Genomic DNA, 16,989 nt, shown 5'->3' on the forward strand with positions numbered 1-16,989 from the left:
AACTGAGAAGAATGCGGGAAAACGTGAAACAATTTATCCTGCCTGAGAAAAGAAAACGGCCCAAAGAAAGGACCGTTCGTATCTCAAAAACCCAGTATCCCGTTCACTCAAAGCATCTTAAGTGAACGGTGTTATCCGATTTGGAGGCTTTTGTTTTTGTGATATCGCCGGGCGGCACTGCGTTGGCCCGGCCTACATTTGCGGCCTGTAGGCCGGGTAAGCGTCGGCGCCACCCGGCAATTGCGCAACATCAATTGCGATTACGCATCACCCCTTCCTGCACCGTCGAAGCGACTAACACACCATCCTGAGTGTAAAACTCGCCGCGCACAAACCCGCGAGCGCTGGAGGCAGACGTGCTCTCCACGCTGTAAAGCAGCCATTCATTCATATTGAATGGACGGTGGAACCACATGGAATGGTCGATGGTGGCGACCTGCATGCCTTTTTCGAGGAAACCGACGCCATGCGGCTGAAGGGCGACTGGCAGGAAATTGAAATCTGAGGCATAACCCAGCAGGTACTGATGGACGCGGAAATCGTCGGCGACGGTGCCGTTCGCACGGATCCAGACCTGGCGGGTCGGTTCTGCCACGTGGCCTTTTAAAGGGTTGTGGAACTCAACCGGGCGAATTTCCAGTGGCTTATCGCACAGAAACTTCTCTTTGGCCTGCGGTGGGAGCAGATGCGCCAGCTTGCGTGCAATCTCTGTCTCAGAAGGCAGGTCATCTGGCGCAGGGGCAGGAGGCATCTGCTTTTGATGCTCATAACCGGTTTCCGGCGCCTGGAAAGAGGCGGTCATATAGAAAATCGGTTTGCCATGCTGAATGGCGGCCACGCGGCGAGCGCTGAAGCTATTGCCATCACGCAGCACTTCTACGTCATAGACAATCGGCTTTTGGCTGTCGCCAGGGCGTAAAAAGTAGCTGTGAAACGAGTGAACGAGGCGGTCGGCAGGAACGGTTTCTTTTGCCGCATACAGCGCCTGACCAACGACCTGGCCCCCAAATACCTGACGTAATCCCAGATCCTCACTCTGGCCGCGGAATAATCCCTCTTCGATTTTTTCCAGATTTAACAGGGCTAGCAGATTAGAGAGAGCCTGACTCATAAATGTCCTCAAAGGTAAAAAAGCCACGACGGAGCGCGGGAATAGCCACAGTATAACGCAGTTTGCGAAGTGGTCCGATGGGTGCAATAGTCTGAATAACGAGCCGAATACAGGCAAATATCTGAGATCTGTGCCACACTTAGTGCGTCACAAATGTTTTATCCACTCACTCTGGCAGGATATCGTCCTGCGAGTGCATGGATGAAAAGGAGAACATAATGAAACTCGTGCACGTGTTAAGTGGTTTAGCGGTTGCGGTTGCGCTGTCGGCCTGCGCTCAGAAAAGTGCAGACATTCCGACACCTGCGCCTAGCCCGAACCCCTCTGCGGCTACACAGCCTGTGATCCAGCAGCCTAATGTTTCAGGTACTGCGTGGATCCGCCAGAAAGTGGCGCTGCCACCGGACGCTGTCCTGACGGTGACGCTGTCTGATGCTTCCCTGGCCGATGCGCCATCGAAAGTCTTGTCACAGAAAGTGACCCGCACCGAAGGGAAACAGGCGCCGTTCAGCTTCGTTCTGCCTTATAACCCGGCTGATATTCAGCCGAATGCCCGCATCCTGTTGAGTGCGGCAGTCACCGTGAACGACAAGCTGGTGTTTATCACCGATACCGTTCAGCAGGTGATTAACAACGGTGGAACAAAAGCCGATCTGACGCTGGTACCTGTTCAGCAGACCGCGGTGCCGGTGAATGAAATGGGTGGTGCAGCGACGACGGTGCCGTCTACTTCGCCGACTCAGGTCAACCCCTCTTCGGCTGTCCCAGCTCCAACGCAAATGCCGTAATGACGTGAGTTCCTCCCTCCTTCGCGGGGGAGGACTCAGTATTTCCAGCGGTACTTTTGCAAATCAATTCTTCCGCTTCCCGACACCTGAACGCCCTCAGATAACAGCGCCTGGCGCTGACGTTGCAAATCTGGCCCGGTAAGGGAAATGGTGCCCTGACTGTTGATCACCCGGTACCAGGGAAGGGTCGAACCTTCTGGCAGCCTTCGAAGCACGCCGCCGACTTGCCGCGCCGCGCGCGGTGAACCTGCCAGCCGCGCCACTTCACCGTACGTCGTTACAGACCCTTCCGGAATCGCGGCCACAATTTGCCATACCCGCTGCGGGAATGAATCTTTAGGTTCCATCACTGTGCCCGAATCGCCAAAAAACACAGAATAAGTGACGCCTCTGCCCTTGTGAAGCGATCACTCGGGCTGCTGAACGGTAAATTCGAGCGCCAGGCCAATCACTTGTGTGGTTGTCGGGGCAAATTTATCCGGGCTGACGACCTGATTCTCCAGAAACTTGAGCTTTCTTGAGGCGGTGTTGATGATGAGTTTCCCGCGCAGCTCCGGCAGCTCCTGAGTGCAAATCGGGTAGATAACCCGACCAGATACCGCGACGGGGATCTGGCGTAAAGGCACGTGATTCACCACGCCGAGCGAGGCGAAAAGCACAGCCACAGGCGTGACAAACAACAACGGGCTGGGGCTGATGGTGATGAAATCCAGCACCAATTCCGGGCGTAAATAGTTTAGCCCCTGATGAGGGATGGTCGCTTCATCGATGGCGGGCATGGGTAACGTGAGTGTCTGAGGCGGTGTCTTGATCATTGTCATACCCTGTACGATTCGAAGGATAAACAGAGTCTGCACGCTGTAGGGGGATTTGCTGAGAGCAGGTTCGCAATCTGTAAATTCCACTTTCGGGTGCTGTACAGAAAGAATGGCGCAAAGATGGGCAATAAACCAGCATCCGGTCGGCGGCGGGTTGCAATTGCCGGGCAGCACAGGGATAATGCGCCAGCGCGTTAGGAATAACGCTCTCAATGGGGGCTCTGTTGGTTCTCCCGCAACGCTACTCTGTTCACCAGGTCAGGTCCGGAAGGAAGCAGCCAGGGCAGACGACGTGTGTGCCGGGATGTAGCTGGCAGGGCCCCCACCCAATTCTGCTCCCCAACAGTCTCCCTCTTCCTCGCTCCGAGATGGCAATTCAGTAAAGCCTTCACTATGGTTATTTTGTGCCATTTGCCACTGACGCGGAAATCACGATGATGCAGCTTGACCCCGAAACCGATCTGAAGCTCGAACGTATTATTGAGGTCCCTCGCCAGCTGGTCTGGGCTTGTTGGACGACGCCTGAACATATCAAACACTTTTTCGTTCCTGAGCCTCACCGCGTCACGGCCTGTGAAATCGACCGGCGAGTCGGGGGCCGCTTCAACACCACTTTTGAAGTGAACGGCAGTGAGATGAAGAATAATGGCGTGTTTCTCGAAATAACAGACGGCGAAAAACTGGTGTTTACTGACAGCTACACCGAAGGCTGGAAACCCAGCGAGAACCCTTTTATGACGGCCATTTTACTGCTGGAAGAGGCCGGGGAAGGGAAGACGCGTTATACCGCCATTGCTCGCCACCGCACGCCTGAAGCACGTCAGCAGCATGAACAAATGGGCTTCTACGAAGGCTGGGAGATTGTGGTTGATCAGCTTACCCGCTACGCCAAATCACTCGCGTCGGCGTAACGGGCCATAAGGGGGTTACTGTTTTTTTGCTCTGCCAGGCCAGATATCCACGCAGTTTCCGGCTATCAGGCTTAAGTTAATCTGCTCTGTCTGACCGCGCTCTTCTTCGGTCCAGGAGTCGAGCGGCTGTCGTCCACCCCAGACGGTAATGGCATCCGGCGCTTCACACCACGGATTGACTTCAGCCAATTCTATGGTTTTGCCATTTTCCAGTTGAAGTACAACGCTTTCCCCTTCAACTTCATGCAAGGCACCTTTGCTGTCAGTGACGAAAATTTTCATGCTTATCCTCTTTTAAACCGTTCACCACAGTGTAGCGCGAACTATCGTTTCAAAGATAAAGGGTAAATTAACGATGAAAAGTTAAGCCGTACTACTCCCATTACGTAGTGCTAATAAATAATTTGTCATGTCACTGAAATATTACTGTCATATAAATGTCATTTTATAGGCAGACAATAAAGATGGGTAATTATTAAGTTAACGGTTGTGAAAAATTTATTTCTGGATCACTTTGTCATGTTCATGTATTAATTATCTGAATTTATTGCACGGGAAACGTGAACATGAGTACTGCAGTACTGAATGTAAAGATTGATGGCGATCTGAAAGAGCAATTACGGCATTACGCGGAAGTCCATAACGAGACCCTGAGCGCGGCAACACAGAAGCTGTTACAGCTTGCGTTCGACAAGGAGGTTGCGGCGGGAGTATCCGAAGATGAGGTCGACAGCCAGCATGCCGAAGAAGAATCATCACCTCTTACTCCTAAAGAAATCAAAGCACTACGCAAACTTTTGAAGAAGAGAAAATGAAACAACAACTTTCAACAGCCAGCACTTATGGCGAAGCCTGTGAACTGCTGCGTTCCGGTTATGTTAAGCATGTGCGTCTGAACTGGAATGTGGGGAGCGATGAGTTTTTCCGCATCGCCTCTGACTGGTGTGATACCGGTGCAAAAATTAAAAAAGATGGCGACAGTTTTATTATTTCTTTAAAAGGTTTCCCGATCCCACGCCAGCATTAATAAAACTGCCAACATCTTGTCATCTTGCAGACATCTGAATACAGGATGATGTTTTGCAATAAGAAAGACATGATCATCTCATAACATCATGGACGATATATTTAGACGAGCCATTGTCATGCTGGCTCGTCGTTATTTTATTATATTATTTTCCGTGTACGTAAATTATTCTGCTGACCGTTCAGAGAATCCCAGATGGGCTGCAGCGCCTTAAAGGCAACACGCAGCGTTTCGTCGTCATGGGTGAAGGGCAGGCGAAGCCAGCGATCGAAGGCACCCGCCAGACCAAAACGGGTACCCGTTCCCAGATGAATACCGATGCCTTCAGCGCGTGCGGCAAACTGCGTTGCCAGCATATCCGGCAGTTCCACCCAAAATGACAGACCCCCTTCCGGCTGCTCGTAGCGCCATTGTGGGAAATACTCCGCCATTAACGCACTGCACATGTCCCGACGAGTCGCCAGCATCTGGCGGCGCTGAGACAGCAAACCCTCACTGTTTTCCAGCAGCCAGCAGGTGGCGAGTTGCTCCAGAATGGGCGAACCCAAATCAAGCGTGTCGCGTGCCTGAACCAGCGATGCAATTGTGCGGGTTGATGCTCTGATCCAGCCCAGCCGTAATCCGCCCCAAAAGCTTTTTCCTGCCGACCCGATCGTAATGATTTGCGCCTGAGAATTAAACGCTGCCAGTGGCGGCGGCGGCGGGGCGTTGAACCATAAATCAACCATTGTTTCATCAACCACAACCGCGGTGCGTGTTCGTGCTGCGAGGTCTGCGACGGCCTGCCGGGTGGCGCTGTCCATGCACCGTCCTGTGGGATTGTGAAAATCGGGCATCAGGTAAGCCAGTCTTGGCGCGGTTTGTGCGATGGTGGCGGCTAACCCTCCAACGTCCCAGCCCTGATGCGCAAGCGCAACGCTGACCGGACGGCAGGACGCGCCCTGAATTGCGGCAATCGCCAGAGGATAGGTGGGATTTTCAACCACCACACGATCGCCCGGCCCGGTCAGTAAACGCAGGATCAGTGCTAATCCGCTGACGGCACCATTGACCACCATGATTTCATCCGCACGGGTAGGCAGGCCGCGCAGGCAATAGCGCTGTGCGATAGCTTCCCGCAGCGCCGGTAAGCCTTGCTGATCGTAACCGGTACTGGCGAGATGTTCGGGTAAAGCGGCCATCGCGTGGCTGTAGGCCTGGTGGATTTCAGGCCCGGCGCTCAGGGCCGCCGTGGAAAGATCCAATGACTGAGCGGCGCTCATTCGGGTTGACACCTGAAGATGGTGAGCGGGCAGCATGACCTGCGATCCGCTGCCGTGGCGGCTGACGATAAACCCTTCTTCGCGCAAATGAGCAAGGGCGCTGGCAATCGTGGTTCGGCTAACCTGAAGCGCGCTCGCCAGTTCACGTTCACCAGGCAGACGGCTGTCCAGCGCCAGGCGTCCATCCAGAATCAACAGGCGCAGTGCTTCAGCCAGCTGCCGCCAGAGCGGCATGCGAGAAGGGCTTTCCTGCCAGTGACCCAGCAGGCTCACCAGCGACTGACTTCCGGAACGACGTTGAGGCATAGCAGTCCACTTTTATAAAACTGGTCATTAATAATAAGTCCATTTTTAACGATGATGCTGTTTTGGGCAATCCATCGTGAGGTTTTTATGCTGCGCCGTTTAGTTCAGCTGTATGTCGGGCTTTGTCTGTATGGGATTTCCACCGCGATGTTTGTCCGGGCGAATCTCGGGGCCGATCCGTGGGATGTGTTTCATCTTGGCGTCGGGAAAGTGTTTTCGCTGGATATCGGCACGGTGATGATCCTCACCGGAGCGCTGGTGTTGCTGCTGTGGATCCCGATTCGCCAGCGGCCAGGGCTTGGCACTATCAGCAATGTGATTGTGCTGGGTCTGGCGGCCAATGCCACGATGGCTGTTTTACCCAGGCCGGATCCCCTGTGGCTAAAGTCAGCGTTGATGGTAGCGGCTGTCGTGCTGAACGCGCTGGCAACAGGGATGTATATTGGCGCAGGGTTTGGCCCGGGGCCGCGCGATGGATTAATGACTGGCCTGCACGCCCGTACGGGCTGGTCGCTTCGGGGCATCCGTACCACCATTGAGCTGACCGTGCTGGTGATTGGCTATCTGCTCGGTGGCAGCGTGGGAGTCGGCACGCTGGTCTATGCGCTGGCGATTGGTCCGCTGATTCAGCTCTGTTTGCCCTGGTTTCGCACTGCACCCAAAGCAGAGCCTGTCGCCGCAAAGGTAAAAGCCGTTAGCTAAATTTGCGAAGCGCTCACAGTCAGAGGAAAGCTTTTCAGGTACACTGAGAGCTTCTCTGACTGGATGCCGCATTTGATGAAACCCACAACGCTATACGATGTCGCTCGCCTCGCGGGCGTTTCCTACCAGACTGTCTCCCGCGTGATTAACCAGGCGGAGCACGTTTCTGCTCGCACGCGAGAGAAAGTCCAGCACGCCATGGCCGAACTGAATTACGTGCCCAACCGGGGCGCACAGTTGCTGGCGGGGAAACATCAACCCACGCTGGGGTTAATCACTGCCGATCTGGCGCTGCACGCGCCTTCGCAAATTGCCTCTGCGGTAAAAACCCGCGCCAGTGAGAAAGGGTATGCCGTGTTGATTTCGATGGTAGCCAGCCATCAGCCGAGGGATTGCGCCCTCGCCGTGCAGGAGTTGTTAGCGCAGCGTGTCGATGGGTTGTTGATCAACATTCCGCTGGAAAATGAAGCGGCAACACAGCTTCGCGAACTGGCTGCACCGTTACCGGTGCTCTTCCTTGATGTGGGCGAGCAGGCACAGGTGAATAGCCTGGTATTTGATGCCGCTCAGGGTGCGGCGCTGGGCGTTGAACATCTGCTGGAGGAAGGGCATCGCAGAATAGCGTTATTGGCGGGGCCGAATACCTCTGTTTCAGCACGGGCGAGGCTGGAGGGTTGGCTGCACACGCTTCGGAATGCAGGCTTAGAAGCAGCCGCAATTGCAGAAGGTGACTGGAGCGCACAATCAGGCTTTGAAAAAGCCCACAGCCTGCTTGCCAGCACCCCGCGCCCGGAGGCCATTTTGGTGGGCAACGATCAGATGGCGCTGGGTGTGCTTCGTGCCTGCGCCGACAAGGGGATTTCAGTCCCACAGCAATTATCCGTCATCGGGTATGACGACACCACGGACAGCGCCTGGTATACGCCGCCGTTAACCACCGTGCGGCAGGCTTTTCGTGAGGCCGGTGAGAAGGCGGTTGACTGGCTGATTGATTCCAGTCGGAATACCGATTCTGTCAGCCAAACCCGTTTGCCCGTTTCTCTGATCGTCCGTGGATCAACATCGCCGTCTGGTCAGGCGACATCGCAGGATCTGGCGGAGCGTTTTCAGGCCCTGGCCGAAATGGCCAACAAGCTTGGGCTGCGCTAAGCGCTTTGTGATCCTCCTCGCTTCCTGCCGATCTGATCCTTTACTGGCACAGGATAACGATGCACTCTCACTTTAAATTGTGAGCGCTTCGCAAAAGAGGTTTACTGATGCAGTCTGCTACCCAAACTCTGGCTTCGTTACTGGCTCGTCGTGACTGGGAAAACCCCGGTGTGACCCAGTGGCACCGTTTACCTGCCCATGCCCCCATGTTTAGCTGGCGTCACCAGGAGGAGGCCCGGTGCGATGAAGCTTCCCCTTCACGTTTGCTGCTTAACGGTGAGTGGCGGTTTAGCTTTTTTACCCGCCCGGAAGCGGTGCCTGAGAGCTGGCTCGTAAAAGATTTACCTGATGCCGTCGCCATGCCAGTGCCCTCAAACTGGCAGATGCAAGGGTTTGATATCCCGATTTATACCAACGTGACCTACCCCATTCCCGTCACGCCGCCGCACGTGCCAGAGGAAAACCCGACAGGCTGTTATTCCCGCGAGTTTGAGGTACCGGAGGACTGGCTGGCGGAAGGGCAGACGCGTATTATCCTCGATGGCGTGAATTCCGCTTTTTATCTATGGTGCAACGGCCAGTGGGTGGGCTATTCCCAGGACAGCCGTTTGCCCGCGGAATTTGACCTCAGCGCTGTGCTGGTGGCCGGGCGAAACCGTCTGACCGTTCTGGTGCTGCGCTGGTGCGATGGCAGCTATCTTGAAGATCAGGATATGTGGCGGATGAGCGGCATTTTTCGTGATGTCACGCTGCTGCATAAACCCGCGACGTGCATTGCCGACTATCACCTCTCAACCCGGCTTAACGAAGATTTCACCCACGGCGTAGTGGAACTTCAGGCCACGCTGGAAGGTGAGGTTTACGCCCATGGCGTTGTGGAAGCTGTGCTTTGGCGTAATGGTGTTGAAATAGGACGAGTGAGCCAGCACCCCGGCAGCGATATCGTGGATGAGCGCGGAAATTGGGCTGAACGTCTTCACCTGAACATTCCCGTTGCGCAGCCTGCATTGTGGAGCGCTGAGCTTCCCGAACTCTATCGACTGACGCTGACCCTGAAAAATGCGCAGGGCGCTCCCCTGGAAACGGAAGCTTGTGATGTCGGTTTTCGCAAGGTGGAGATCGCTGATGGCTTGCTGAAGCTCAACGGCAAACCCTTGCTTATCCGTGGCGTGAACCGGCATGAACATCATCCGCTCACCGGGCAAGCCGTGGATGAGGCCACGATGGTTCAGGACATTCTGCTGATGAAGCAGAACAATTTTAATGCCGTGCGCTGCTCGCATTATCCCAATCATCCCCTGTGGTATCGCCTTTGCGATCGCTACGGCCTCTACGTGGTGGATGAAGCCAATATCGAAACCCACGGCATGGTGCCGATGAGCCGTCTGGCGGACGATCCGCGCTGGCTTCCGGCGATGAGCGAACGCGTGACGCGGATGGTCGCCCGGGATCGCAACCATCCGTCGATCATTCTCTGGTCGCTGGGGAATGAATCCGGCCATGGCGCAAATCACGATGCGCTCTATCGTTGGATCAAAACCACCGATCCAACCCGCCCGGTGCAGTATGAAGGCGGCGGCGCAAATACCGCCGCAACGGATATTGTCTGCCCGATGTATGCTCGCGTCGATCAGGATCAGCCTTTCCCGGCGGTGCCAAAATGGTCGCTGAAAAAGTGGATCGGTTTGCCTGGCGAACAGCGTCCGCTGATCCTTTGTGAATACGCGCATGCCATGGGCAATAGCTTTGGTGGCTTTGCCAAATACTGGCAGGCTTTCCGTGAGTTTCCTCGCCTGCAGGGTGGTTTTGTCTGGGACTGGGTCGATCAGGCGTTGTGCAAAACTGACGCGGAAGGCAAGACGTTTTGGGCCTATGGTGGCGATTTTGGCGATAAGCCAAACGATCGTCAATTCTGCATGAACGGGCTGGTGTTCCCTGATCGCAGCCCACATCCTGCACTTTATGAGGCCAAACGCGCGCAGCAGTTCTTCCAGTTCCGTTTGCTGTCCACTTCACCGCTTCAGATTGAAGTCACCAGTGAGTACCTTTTCCGTCGTAGTGATAACGAAACAGTGCGCTGGCGGCTGGCGTGTGAGGGCGAAACCCTGGCAGAAGGCGAGATGGTCCTTGATGTTGCAGCAGAAGGTCAGCAACGGTTTGAGCTGCCTGAGTTTACGAAGCCAGAAAAAGGCGGGGAGAGTTGGCTCAATGTCGAAGTGTGGCAGCGGGGAGCCACCGCCTGGTCTGATGCCAACCATCTTTGCGCCTGGGATCAGTGGCTGCTGCCCTCGCCACTGACGCTGCCAGAACCACTCGCACAGGGCACGGCTCCACGTCTGAATGAAACGGAAGCCGCTTTTAACATCTCGCAGGGCGATCAGCGCTGGCAATTCAGCCGCCAGAGTGGCGATCTCAGCCAGTGGTGGCGCAATGAGCAGCCCGCTTTGCTTTCGCCGCTTACCGATAATTTTACCCGTGCGCCGCTGGATAACGACATCGGCGTGAGCGAGGCCACGCGTATCGATCCGAATGCCTGGGTCGAACGCTGGAAGGCGGCCGGTATGTATACGATGCAGCCGCGCCTGCTGCTCTGTGAGGCTCAGGAGCAGGGCAATGAAGTGGTGGTGGTGACTCGCCACGCCTGGCTGCACGGTGACAAGACGCTGTTTATTTCTGATAAACGCTGGCGCATCGACGGACAGGGCGAACTGCACGCGGAAATAGACGTCACCGTGGCAAGCGATATTCCTGAGCCTGCGCGTATTGGCCTGAGCTGCCAGCTGGCGGTAGCGGCCAATGAGGTGGCGTGGCAGGGGCTTGGCCCTCATGAAAATTACCCCGACCGTAAACTGGCAGCACGGCAGGGACGCTGGACGTTACCGCTGGAAGCGCTGCACACGCCGTACATTTTCCCGAGCGAGAATGGGCTGCGCTGCGACACGCACGAATTGCAATATGCCGATCACTGCCTGCGCGGGCTGTTCCATTTCGGCCTGAGCCGCTACAGCCAAAAGCAGCTTCATGAAACCACGCATCAGCACTTGTTGCGGGAAGAAGCGGGCTGCTGGCTGAATCTCGATGCGTTCCATATGGGCGTTGGCGGGGATGATTCCTTGAGTCCGAGCGTGTCGCCAGAGTTCCTTTTGCCCACGCGCCGTCTGCGTTATGCGTTCAGCTGGCGTCGCGACTAAACTTATCAACGCCGGACGCGGTCAGACCCGCTGGCTGCGCCGTTCACTTCGGAGGTTATCTCATGAAGTATGTTGATGGTTTTGTCGTTGCCGTGCCGGCGGACAAAAAGGAGGAATATCTGGCGCTGGCGGCAAAGGCGGCACCGCTGTTTAAAGAGTTTGGTGCCACTCGCGTGGTGGAGTGCTGGACGGACGATGTCCCCGCGGGAAACCTGACTGATTTTCGCATGGCGGTAAAAGCTGAAGACAGCGAGGAAGTGGTGTTCAGCTGGATTGAGTATCCGTCGAAAGAGGTTCGGGATGCTGCCAACGCGAAGATGATGGCCGATCCACGGATGAAAGAGATGGGCGAAAGCATGCCATTTGACGGTAAACGCATGATATACGGCGGCTTCGCACCGATTCTTGACGAGTAATCCCTCCCGGCTGTGCGGCGTGCCGCCAGCCGTTTTCATGTCAGTTTTGCCGAAGGTTCTCTTCCGTCCAGGCGATAAATGCCGCTTTCGGCAGCGCTTTGCTGTAAAGCCATCCCTGACCAAACTGCACGCCGTGAGTCTCCAGCCACTCCGCCTGTGACGGCGTTTCTACGCCTTCGGCAATCATCGACAGATTCAACGTTTTGGCTATCTCGATAATGTGCGGCGTGAGGCTGGTGAAAGCCTGTGGGTCGACAAAGGCTTTATCGATTTTGAGCGTATCCACCTGTAAATCTTTCAGGTAGCTCAGGCTGGAATAGCCTGTGCCGAAGTCATCAATGTAGATAGCGTGGCCTGCTTCGCGGAACTGGCTAAGGCGTGTTGATGAACGTTGGGGATCGATAAAGCTGCGCTCCGTCAGTTCAAGCGCTATCTGCGACGGCGAGAGCCCGTATTCCAGCAGCTTATGGAACAGCAGCGCTGAAAGCGACGGTGAGTTAAGGTCGCCCGGGTCGAGATTCACTGAGATATGAAGCTGCGGATGGTGTTTCAGCCAGGCCCCCAAATCTTCAAAGACCCTTTCAACCACCAGTTCGGTGAGGTCTGTCATCAACCCGGCTTGTTCTGCGATAGGAATGAAAATGTCGGGTGACAAAAAGGTGCCGTCGGGCTGCGGCCAGCGGGCCAGCGCTTCGGCCCCGACCATTTTCCTTGTCTTCAGCGAGACCACCGGCTGGTAATAAACCTCAATAGTCCGGTTTTTGATCGCGTCCTGGATCCTGTGCCACGGCAGCTGTGTGCGTCGCACCATCCAGATAATCAGCCCCGCGCCCGCCAGACTGATAACAATGCCTAACGGTAACCACAGCAGTAACTGGCGATGCCAGCTTTTGTCGAGAGGAAGGGTTGAGGCCCAGACCACCAGTGAGATACCCAATTCCGGATAATCTCGCAGGTTGTACATCATGCCTTTGCGTTCAAACGTTCGTAGTCCGTCGCGATGCGCCTTTTCCCAGAGATTCGGTGCTAAGTCTACGTTCTGCGCGATGATATTCCCGGTATGAGTGGCAATCAGCGCGGCATTAATGTTCCATGAGGAGAAAGGAATAACATCGACAAAGGCGGTGGGATCGACCATCACCATGTAATGCTCGTTGGCGAGCGCAACCATCGCGTGCTTGATACCCAGATCGTTATCGGTGGTCAGCCAGACGCGGTAGCCGTCGCGTGTATGCCCAAAGTTTGAAGGAAACCAGATTTCAGCGCTGCGCTTTTCCATCGATGAACAGAGAGGCTGCAATCCGTTCAGCCACAGCACTTCCTGAACATCACGCCAGGTGTAAGCGATACGGCGCATCGCCATCAAATGTTCGTCACTGCAAGGCGTTCCCTGGAACTGGCTGATGACGTTAATGGCTTGTTTCGCCTGGTCGGCAACCTGTTGGGAACGCAGAATGACTCGTTCGCCGTACTCATCCAGGGTGTAGGTAAAATCCTTTTGCGCCTGATAATGCGCCAGCCAGATGCTTAACGTGACGGGCAGCAGCACGACCAGGAACAGCACGGCGATGACAAGAGCAATCAACCGGGTATTTGTCATAGCCTGCTTTCCTTTCAGCGCGAATTTCGTAAAGTTAATCCAGTATATGCGCTGCCAGCCTTTACTGTCTTACGTAGATCAAGAATGAGAAAAACAACGTATGAAGAAGAATGAATTCGTCACCCAGGATCTGCTCAGTAAAATTTATCAGCACAGCGAGGGGGGCCCGTGCAAGCTGCCTCCGGAGCGGCAACTGGCCGAAGAGTATGGCGTGTCGCGTTTCACCGTGCGTCAGGCGCTGGAAAAGCTGGCGAGTATTGGGGTGGTCAGCATCGTTCAGGGGTCGGGAGCGTGGATTAACGAACAGGCGCGGAATAACCCGCTGGTTTACAACTCGATCACGGAAAAACGCTTTGATCAGATGCGCTACCGGATGATCAGTCTGCATAAAAAACGCCCGAATCGCGAGGAGCAACAGATATTCGGGCTAACGGATGATGACTTTATCTGGCAGTTTTGCCGCCTGCGTTATGTGGACGACAATCCTGTGCAAATTGAGGTGTCGCGAATGCCGTCGGCGGCATTCCCGGACCTTACGCAGCAGGTTATCGAACGATCGTTACAGCAATATGTCCTCGAGAAGGGTTACGCCATTTCACACATGCTGACGACGTATCGGGCGGTGAACGTCAGCCGTGAACAAGCAGAATTACTGGGCTGTAAGAAAGGCGGAGCCGCGATGCATATCAGCAATCGCGGCATTCTGGCGGGCGGGCAGGTGTATGAGATAAGCGATATCATCGACATCAATTACACCTGCACTTACGTTATCCCGCACAACCGCGACAATCTCGCTTTCCGCCAACAGCCAGGGTGATTACGGTGTGTGAATGGTGCCGTCAGGCAGGCGGCTCTGAGTCCATTCATGTGGGCGATACGCCACCGGGTGAGCCAGCGCGACCTCTTCGTTAAACCCGACGCCAATACCCACGCCCTGCGGCGGATAGACATAGCCCTCTTTCACTTCTGGCGCACCCGGGAACACCGCGTCAGTGGTGGCTGAGCGAGGAATAAATTCCTGAATCGCCGCATTGTGCAGATGAATATTCAGATGCGTGTTCACGGCGACGCCAATCGGCGTCATATCCCCCGGCCCGTGCCACGCAAGGCGCACGCCAAATGCCTGGCACAAAACCGCAAGCTTCAGCGCAGGCGTGATTCCGCCAATCTGTGAAACGTGGCAGCGAATGAAATCAATCTGGCGATTAACAATCAGATCGTGCCACTCCGCCGGGTTATTGAAGAGTTCGCCAAGGGCCAGCGGAACACAGCTTTGCTGACGGATTTGTGCCAGCCACGGCGTTTGCTGTGGGGGCAAGATGTCTTCAATAAAGTACGGCTGATACGGCTCAAGCAGCTTCGCCAGCTGGACGGCCTGTTGTGGGAACAGACGCTCGTGCACGTCATGCAAAATATGAAAGCGGTGACCGTAGCGCTCACGCAGGGCGCGGAACATCTCAACGGTATTGCGCATGTACTGGTCCTGATCGAACCAGGCGCCGGAAGACGGGTTTTCGGGAGCGTGCAGTTCCGTCGGTGTGCCGCCATAAAAGCCCAACTGACAGCGAATATGGCGATAGCCTTTTTGCAAAAGCGCGTCGACGGAGGCATACAGTTCTTCCAGGGTTTCGCCGCTGGCGTGAGTGTATGCGGCGATGGCATCGCGAGCTTTTCCGCCAAACAGTTGATACAGCGGCATATTCGCCAGGCGAGCTTTGATATCCCACAGCGCCATATCCACGCCAGCCATTGCGTTATTCATGGCGGGGCCGTTACGCCAGTAGGCGTTGACGTTCATCATCTGCCAGAGATCTTCAATGTTGTTGGCATCACGGCCTATCAGCAGAGGACGAAGATACTCGTCGACCAGCGTCTTTACCGCCAGTGGGCGCTGTTGAAAGGTTGCACAGCCGAGTCCAGTCACCCCTTTATCGGTTGTCACGCGGACGGTCACCAGGTTGTGACGATCCGGGCGGGTGATGAAACAATCAATCGCGGTGATAAGTGTCGGTTCCACGCCAAAGGCTCCCTGTAGAAGACGGAAAGAGAATACGGTTGATACAGTATCTTCACTCTATTTTCAGGCAGAGGTAAACCCTTTTTCTGAATAAATTTTTTGGTCTGTAATTGTGATGTATTTTAATTAAAAACCAGACCAATTATCGCTATCTCTTCATTTTGCTCTGCTGTTGTCGATAATTGTGAGGGGATTCAACTTTTATTGGTTTGTTTTATTGTTTGGGCTTTATTATCCTCCAGACAACCAAAACAAGAACATTTCAGCAGGAGTCACTATGGGGACGCGAGACGCCATCGCCAGCATCATTCAAGGGGTGGGTGGGCAGGAGAATATTAATAAAGTCTGGCACTGCATGACCCGCTTACGCTTTGATTTAATTGATGATAGCAAAATAAAACAGAGCGAAATCAAGCTGCTGCCTGGCGTGCTGGGCGCACAGCTGCAAAGCGATCAATTCCAGATAATTATCGGGCCGAAGGTCAACAGCTGGTATGAGCAATTGCAGGACGCGTTGGGCCAGCGTGATGACAGCTCGGTGGAAAGCAGTAAAGGGCGCAAAAGCCTGGTGTCGTTATTTATGGATACCGTCTCCGGCGTATTTGGTCCGATAGTCCCGGCCATTGCCGGCGCGGGGATGATTAAAGGTTTGCTCGCGGGCTTAATTGCGCTGAAGGTCGTTTCGCCAAAAAGCGATACGGTGATGATCATCGATTTAATTGCCAGCGGCGTGCCTGATGTATCCCACGCTTATCGATGCCGCCAAAGCGCTGGCGGCTCATCAGGCAGATGCGGCTTCTGCGCTGTGGCTGATGAATGCCATTCCTGTTTCGGTGTTTAACTACGCCTCGAGCGTGATCCCGGTGATCTTCTCGGTGCTGGCGCTGAAATATATCCATAAATGGGTCGACAGCATCATGCCCGACGTGCTGAAAACGGTCTTTACGCCAACGCTGACGCTGTTCATTGGCGCGCTGGCGGCACTGGTGGTGATCGGGCCGACTGGCATCTGGCTGGGGAAAGCGCTGGCCTTCTTTATTGAAGGGCTGTTTGGCGTTTCCGCGAGTTTTGCGGGGCTGGTGGTGGGGGCCATTCGTCCTGTGGCAATCCTGACGGGTATGCATCACGCAATGACGCCTATCGCGTTGCAAAACTTTAGCGATCGCGGGTACGACATGCTGATGCCGATGATGTTTATGGCCAACATGGCGATTGCCGGGGCGACGTTTGCAATCTGGCGTTTGAGTAAAGACCGCCAGGAGAGAACCGTCACGCTTTCCGCTGCGGTTTCTGCGCTGCTGGGGATCACCGAACCCGCGCTGTTTGGCGTGCTGACTCGCTATAAGAAGGCGTTTATTGCGGCGACCATCGCAAGCTCACTGGCTTCCGCGTTTATCGCGTTCTTTGGCGTTCGGCTGTACGGCTACATCCTGTCGAGCATCTTCAGCTTGCCGGCTTATATCGGCCCGTACTTTGTGTTCGCGCTGTCCGGCGTGGCTATCGCGCTGGTGCTCTCCTTCACGCTGACGACAATGCTGGTGGGGCGTGAGCAGCGGTAGAGAAATCGGGTATTTGCGAAAGGCGACTTCGGTCGCCTTTTTTGCGCCTGCTTTAAACCCATACAACCTACAGGGTTGATCTTGTTCAAACGTCGGTGTACTTTATTGTTATGTTATACTATAACAATTGAG

At 54.9% G+C, this 16,989-nt stretch carries 16 protein-coding genes, 1 other RNA gene and 1 pseudogene; 11 read left to right on the plus strand and 7 right to left on the minus strand.

Annotated elements, in window-relative coordinates; translation table 11 throughout:
• Nucleotides 1-250: 250 nt before the first annotated feature.
• Nucleotides 251-1,111 carry an acyl-CoA thioesterase II gene (tesB, locus tag ACRCWW_RS17975; RefSeq protein ID WP_438683609.1) on the minus strand — a complete coding sequence of 287 codons (861 nt, stop codon included), beginning with the start codon at nucleotides 1,109-1,111 and terminating at the stop codon, nucleotides 251-253.
• Between the two features lie 218 nt (nucleotides 1,112-1,329).
• Here tesB and ACRCWW_RS17980 point away from each other — a divergent pair, with 218 nt between their 5' ends.
• Nucleotides 1,330-1,899, plus strand: a complete 570-nt coding sequence (locus tag ACRCWW_RS17980; protein ID WP_438683610.1) for a YbaY family lipoprotein — start codon at nucleotides 1,330-1,332, stop codon at nucleotides 1,897-1,899.
• 35 nt (nucleotides 1,900-1,934) lie between these two features.
• Here the strand turns inward: ACRCWW_RS17980 and ACRCWW_RS17985 are convergent, their stop codons facing one another.
• Complete coding sequence (locus tag ACRCWW_RS17985; protein WP_438683611.1) at nucleotides 1,935-2,246, minus strand: MGMT family protein; 312 nt, start codon at nucleotides 2,244-2,246, stop codon at nucleotides 1,935-1,937.
• Between the two features lie 60 nt (nucleotides 2,247-2,306).
• A complete protein-coding gene (locus tag ACRCWW_RS17990; RefSeq protein WP_438683612.1) occupies nucleotides 2,307-2,714 on the minus strand; it encodes a dTDP-glucose pyrophosphorylase in 408 nt (135 codons plus the stop codon).
• 225 nt (nucleotides 2,715-2,939) lie between these two features.
• Between ACRCWW_RS17990 and ffs the strand changes: the two genes are divergently transcribed.
• Both ffs and ACRCWW_RS18000 read left to right on the plus strand, forming a co-directional pair.
• Nucleotides 2,940-3,036: signal recognition particle sRNA small type (gene ffs, locus ACRCWW_RS17995), an RNA gene on the plus strand.
• Between the two features lie 118 nt (nucleotides 3,037-3,154).
• Nucleotides 3,155-3,628: an SRPBCC family protein gene (locus ACRCWW_RS18000; RefSeq protein WP_438683632.1), complete on the plus strand. Its 474-nt coding sequence runs from the start codon at nucleotides 3,155-3,157 to the stop codon at nucleotides 3,626-3,628.
• Between the two features lie 15 nt (nucleotides 3,629-3,643).
• Here the strand turns inward: ACRCWW_RS18000 and ACRCWW_RS18005 are convergent, their stop codons facing one another.
• Nucleotides 3,644-3,910 carry a hypothetical protein gene (locus ACRCWW_RS18005; RefSeq protein WP_438683613.1) on the minus strand — a complete coding sequence of 89 codons (267 nt, stop codon included), beginning with the start codon at nucleotides 3,908-3,910 and terminating at the stop codon, nucleotides 3,644-3,646.
• A 284-nt stretch (nucleotides 3,911-4,194) separates the two neighbouring features.
• Here ACRCWW_RS18005 and ACRCWW_RS18010 point away from each other — a divergent pair, with 284 nt between their 5' ends.
• Together ACRCWW_RS18010 and ACRCWW_RS18015 are read left to right on the plus strand one after the other, a co-directional pair.
• Nucleotides 4,195-4,443: a hypothetical protein gene (locus ACRCWW_RS18010; RefSeq protein WP_438683614.1), complete on the plus strand. Its 249-nt coding sequence runs from the start codon at nucleotides 4,195-4,197 to the stop codon at nucleotides 4,441-4,443.
• On the plus strand, nucleotides 4,440-4,655 hold the full coding sequence (locus ACRCWW_RS18015) for a hypothetical protein (protein WP_330983142.1): 216 nt from the start codon (nucleotides 4,440-4,442) through the stop codon (nucleotides 4,653-4,655). The genes ACRCWW_RS18010 and ACRCWW_RS18015 overlap by 4 nt, the downstream gene beginning before the upstream one ends.
• A 140-nt stretch (nucleotides 4,656-4,795) precedes the next feature.
• On the opposite strand, the gene ACRCWW_RS18020 is transcribed toward ACRCWW_RS18015, so the two are convergent.
• The gene (locus ACRCWW_RS18020; protein ID WP_438683615.1) at nucleotides 4,796-6,223 is read right to left on the minus strand and encodes a PLP-dependent aminotransferase family protein; all 1,428 of its coding nucleotides are present in this window, start codon (nucleotides 6,221-6,223) and stop codon (nucleotides 4,796-4,798) included.
• A gap of 87 nt (nucleotides 6,224-6,310) precedes the next feature.
• Between ACRCWW_RS18020 and ACRCWW_RS18025 the strand changes: the two genes are divergently transcribed.
• The 4 genes from ACRCWW_RS18025 (at nucleotide 6,311) to ACRCWW_RS18040 (ending at nucleotide 11,681) form a co-directional block, all read left to right on the plus strand.
• Nucleotides 6,311-6,925 (plus strand): YczE/YyaS/YitT family protein, encoded by a 615-nt coding sequence (locus ACRCWW_RS18025; RefSeq protein ID WP_438683616.1) that lies wholly within the window; start codon nucleotides 6,311-6,313, stop codon nucleotides 6,923-6,925.
• 75 nt (nucleotides 6,926-7,000) lie between these two features.
• Nucleotides 7,001-8,074, plus strand: coding sequence for a LacI family DNA-binding transcriptional regulator (locus ACRCWW_RS18030; RefSeq protein ID WP_438683617.1), 1,074 nt, complete (start codon nucleotides 7,001-7,003; stop codon nucleotides 8,072-8,074).
• A gap of 107 nt (nucleotides 8,075-8,181) precedes the next feature.
• Entirely contained in the window at nucleotides 8,182-11,265 is a 3,084-nt protein-coding gene (locus ACRCWW_RS18035; protein ID WP_438683618.1) for a beta-galactosidase, read from the plus strand.
• 62 nt (nucleotides 11,266-11,327) lie between these two features.
• Nucleotides 11,328-11,681, plus strand: a complete 354-nt coding sequence (locus ACRCWW_RS18040; protein WP_330983147.1) for a DUF1428 domain-containing protein — start codon at nucleotides 11,328-11,330, stop codon at nucleotides 11,679-11,681.
• A gap of 40 nt (nucleotides 11,682-11,721) precedes the next feature.
• Here ACRCWW_RS18040 and ACRCWW_RS18045 read toward each other — a convergent pair whose 3' ends face one another.
• Nucleotides 11,722-13,281, minus strand: a complete 1,560-nt coding sequence (locus tag ACRCWW_RS18045) for an EAL domain-containing protein (RefSeq protein WP_438683619.1) — start codon at nucleotides 13,279-13,281, stop codon at nucleotides 11,722-11,724.
• A gap of 100 nt (nucleotides 13,282-13,381) precedes the next feature.
• Here ACRCWW_RS18045 and ACRCWW_RS18050 point away from each other — a divergent pair, with 100 nt between their 5' ends.
• Nucleotides 13,382-14,098 (plus strand): GntR family transcriptional regulator, encoded by a 717-nt coding sequence (locus tag ACRCWW_RS18050; RefSeq protein ID WP_438683620.1) that lies wholly within the window; start codon nucleotides 13,382-13,384, stop codon nucleotides 14,096-14,098.
• Here the strand turns inward: ACRCWW_RS18050 and ACRCWW_RS18055 are convergent, their stop codons facing one another.
• Nucleotides 14,099-15,298: an enolase C-terminal domain-like protein gene (locus tag ACRCWW_RS18055; protein ID WP_438683621.1), complete on the minus strand. Its 1,200-nt coding sequence runs from the start codon at nucleotides 15,296-15,298 to the stop codon at nucleotides 14,099-14,101.
• A 277-nt stretch (nucleotides 15,299-15,575) separates the two neighbouring features.
• Here ACRCWW_RS18055 and ACRCWW_RS18060 point away from each other — a divergent pair.
• A pseudogene (locus tag ACRCWW_RS18060) lies at nucleotides 15,576-16,857 on the plus strand (PTS transporter subunit EIIC).
• Nucleotides 16,858-16,989 lie beyond the last annotated feature (132 nt).

The organism is Scandinavium sp. (assembly GCF_051650185.1).
Classification (GTDB): domain Bacteria; phylum Pseudomonadota; class Gammaproteobacteria; order Enterobacterales; family Enterobacteriaceae; genus Scandinavium.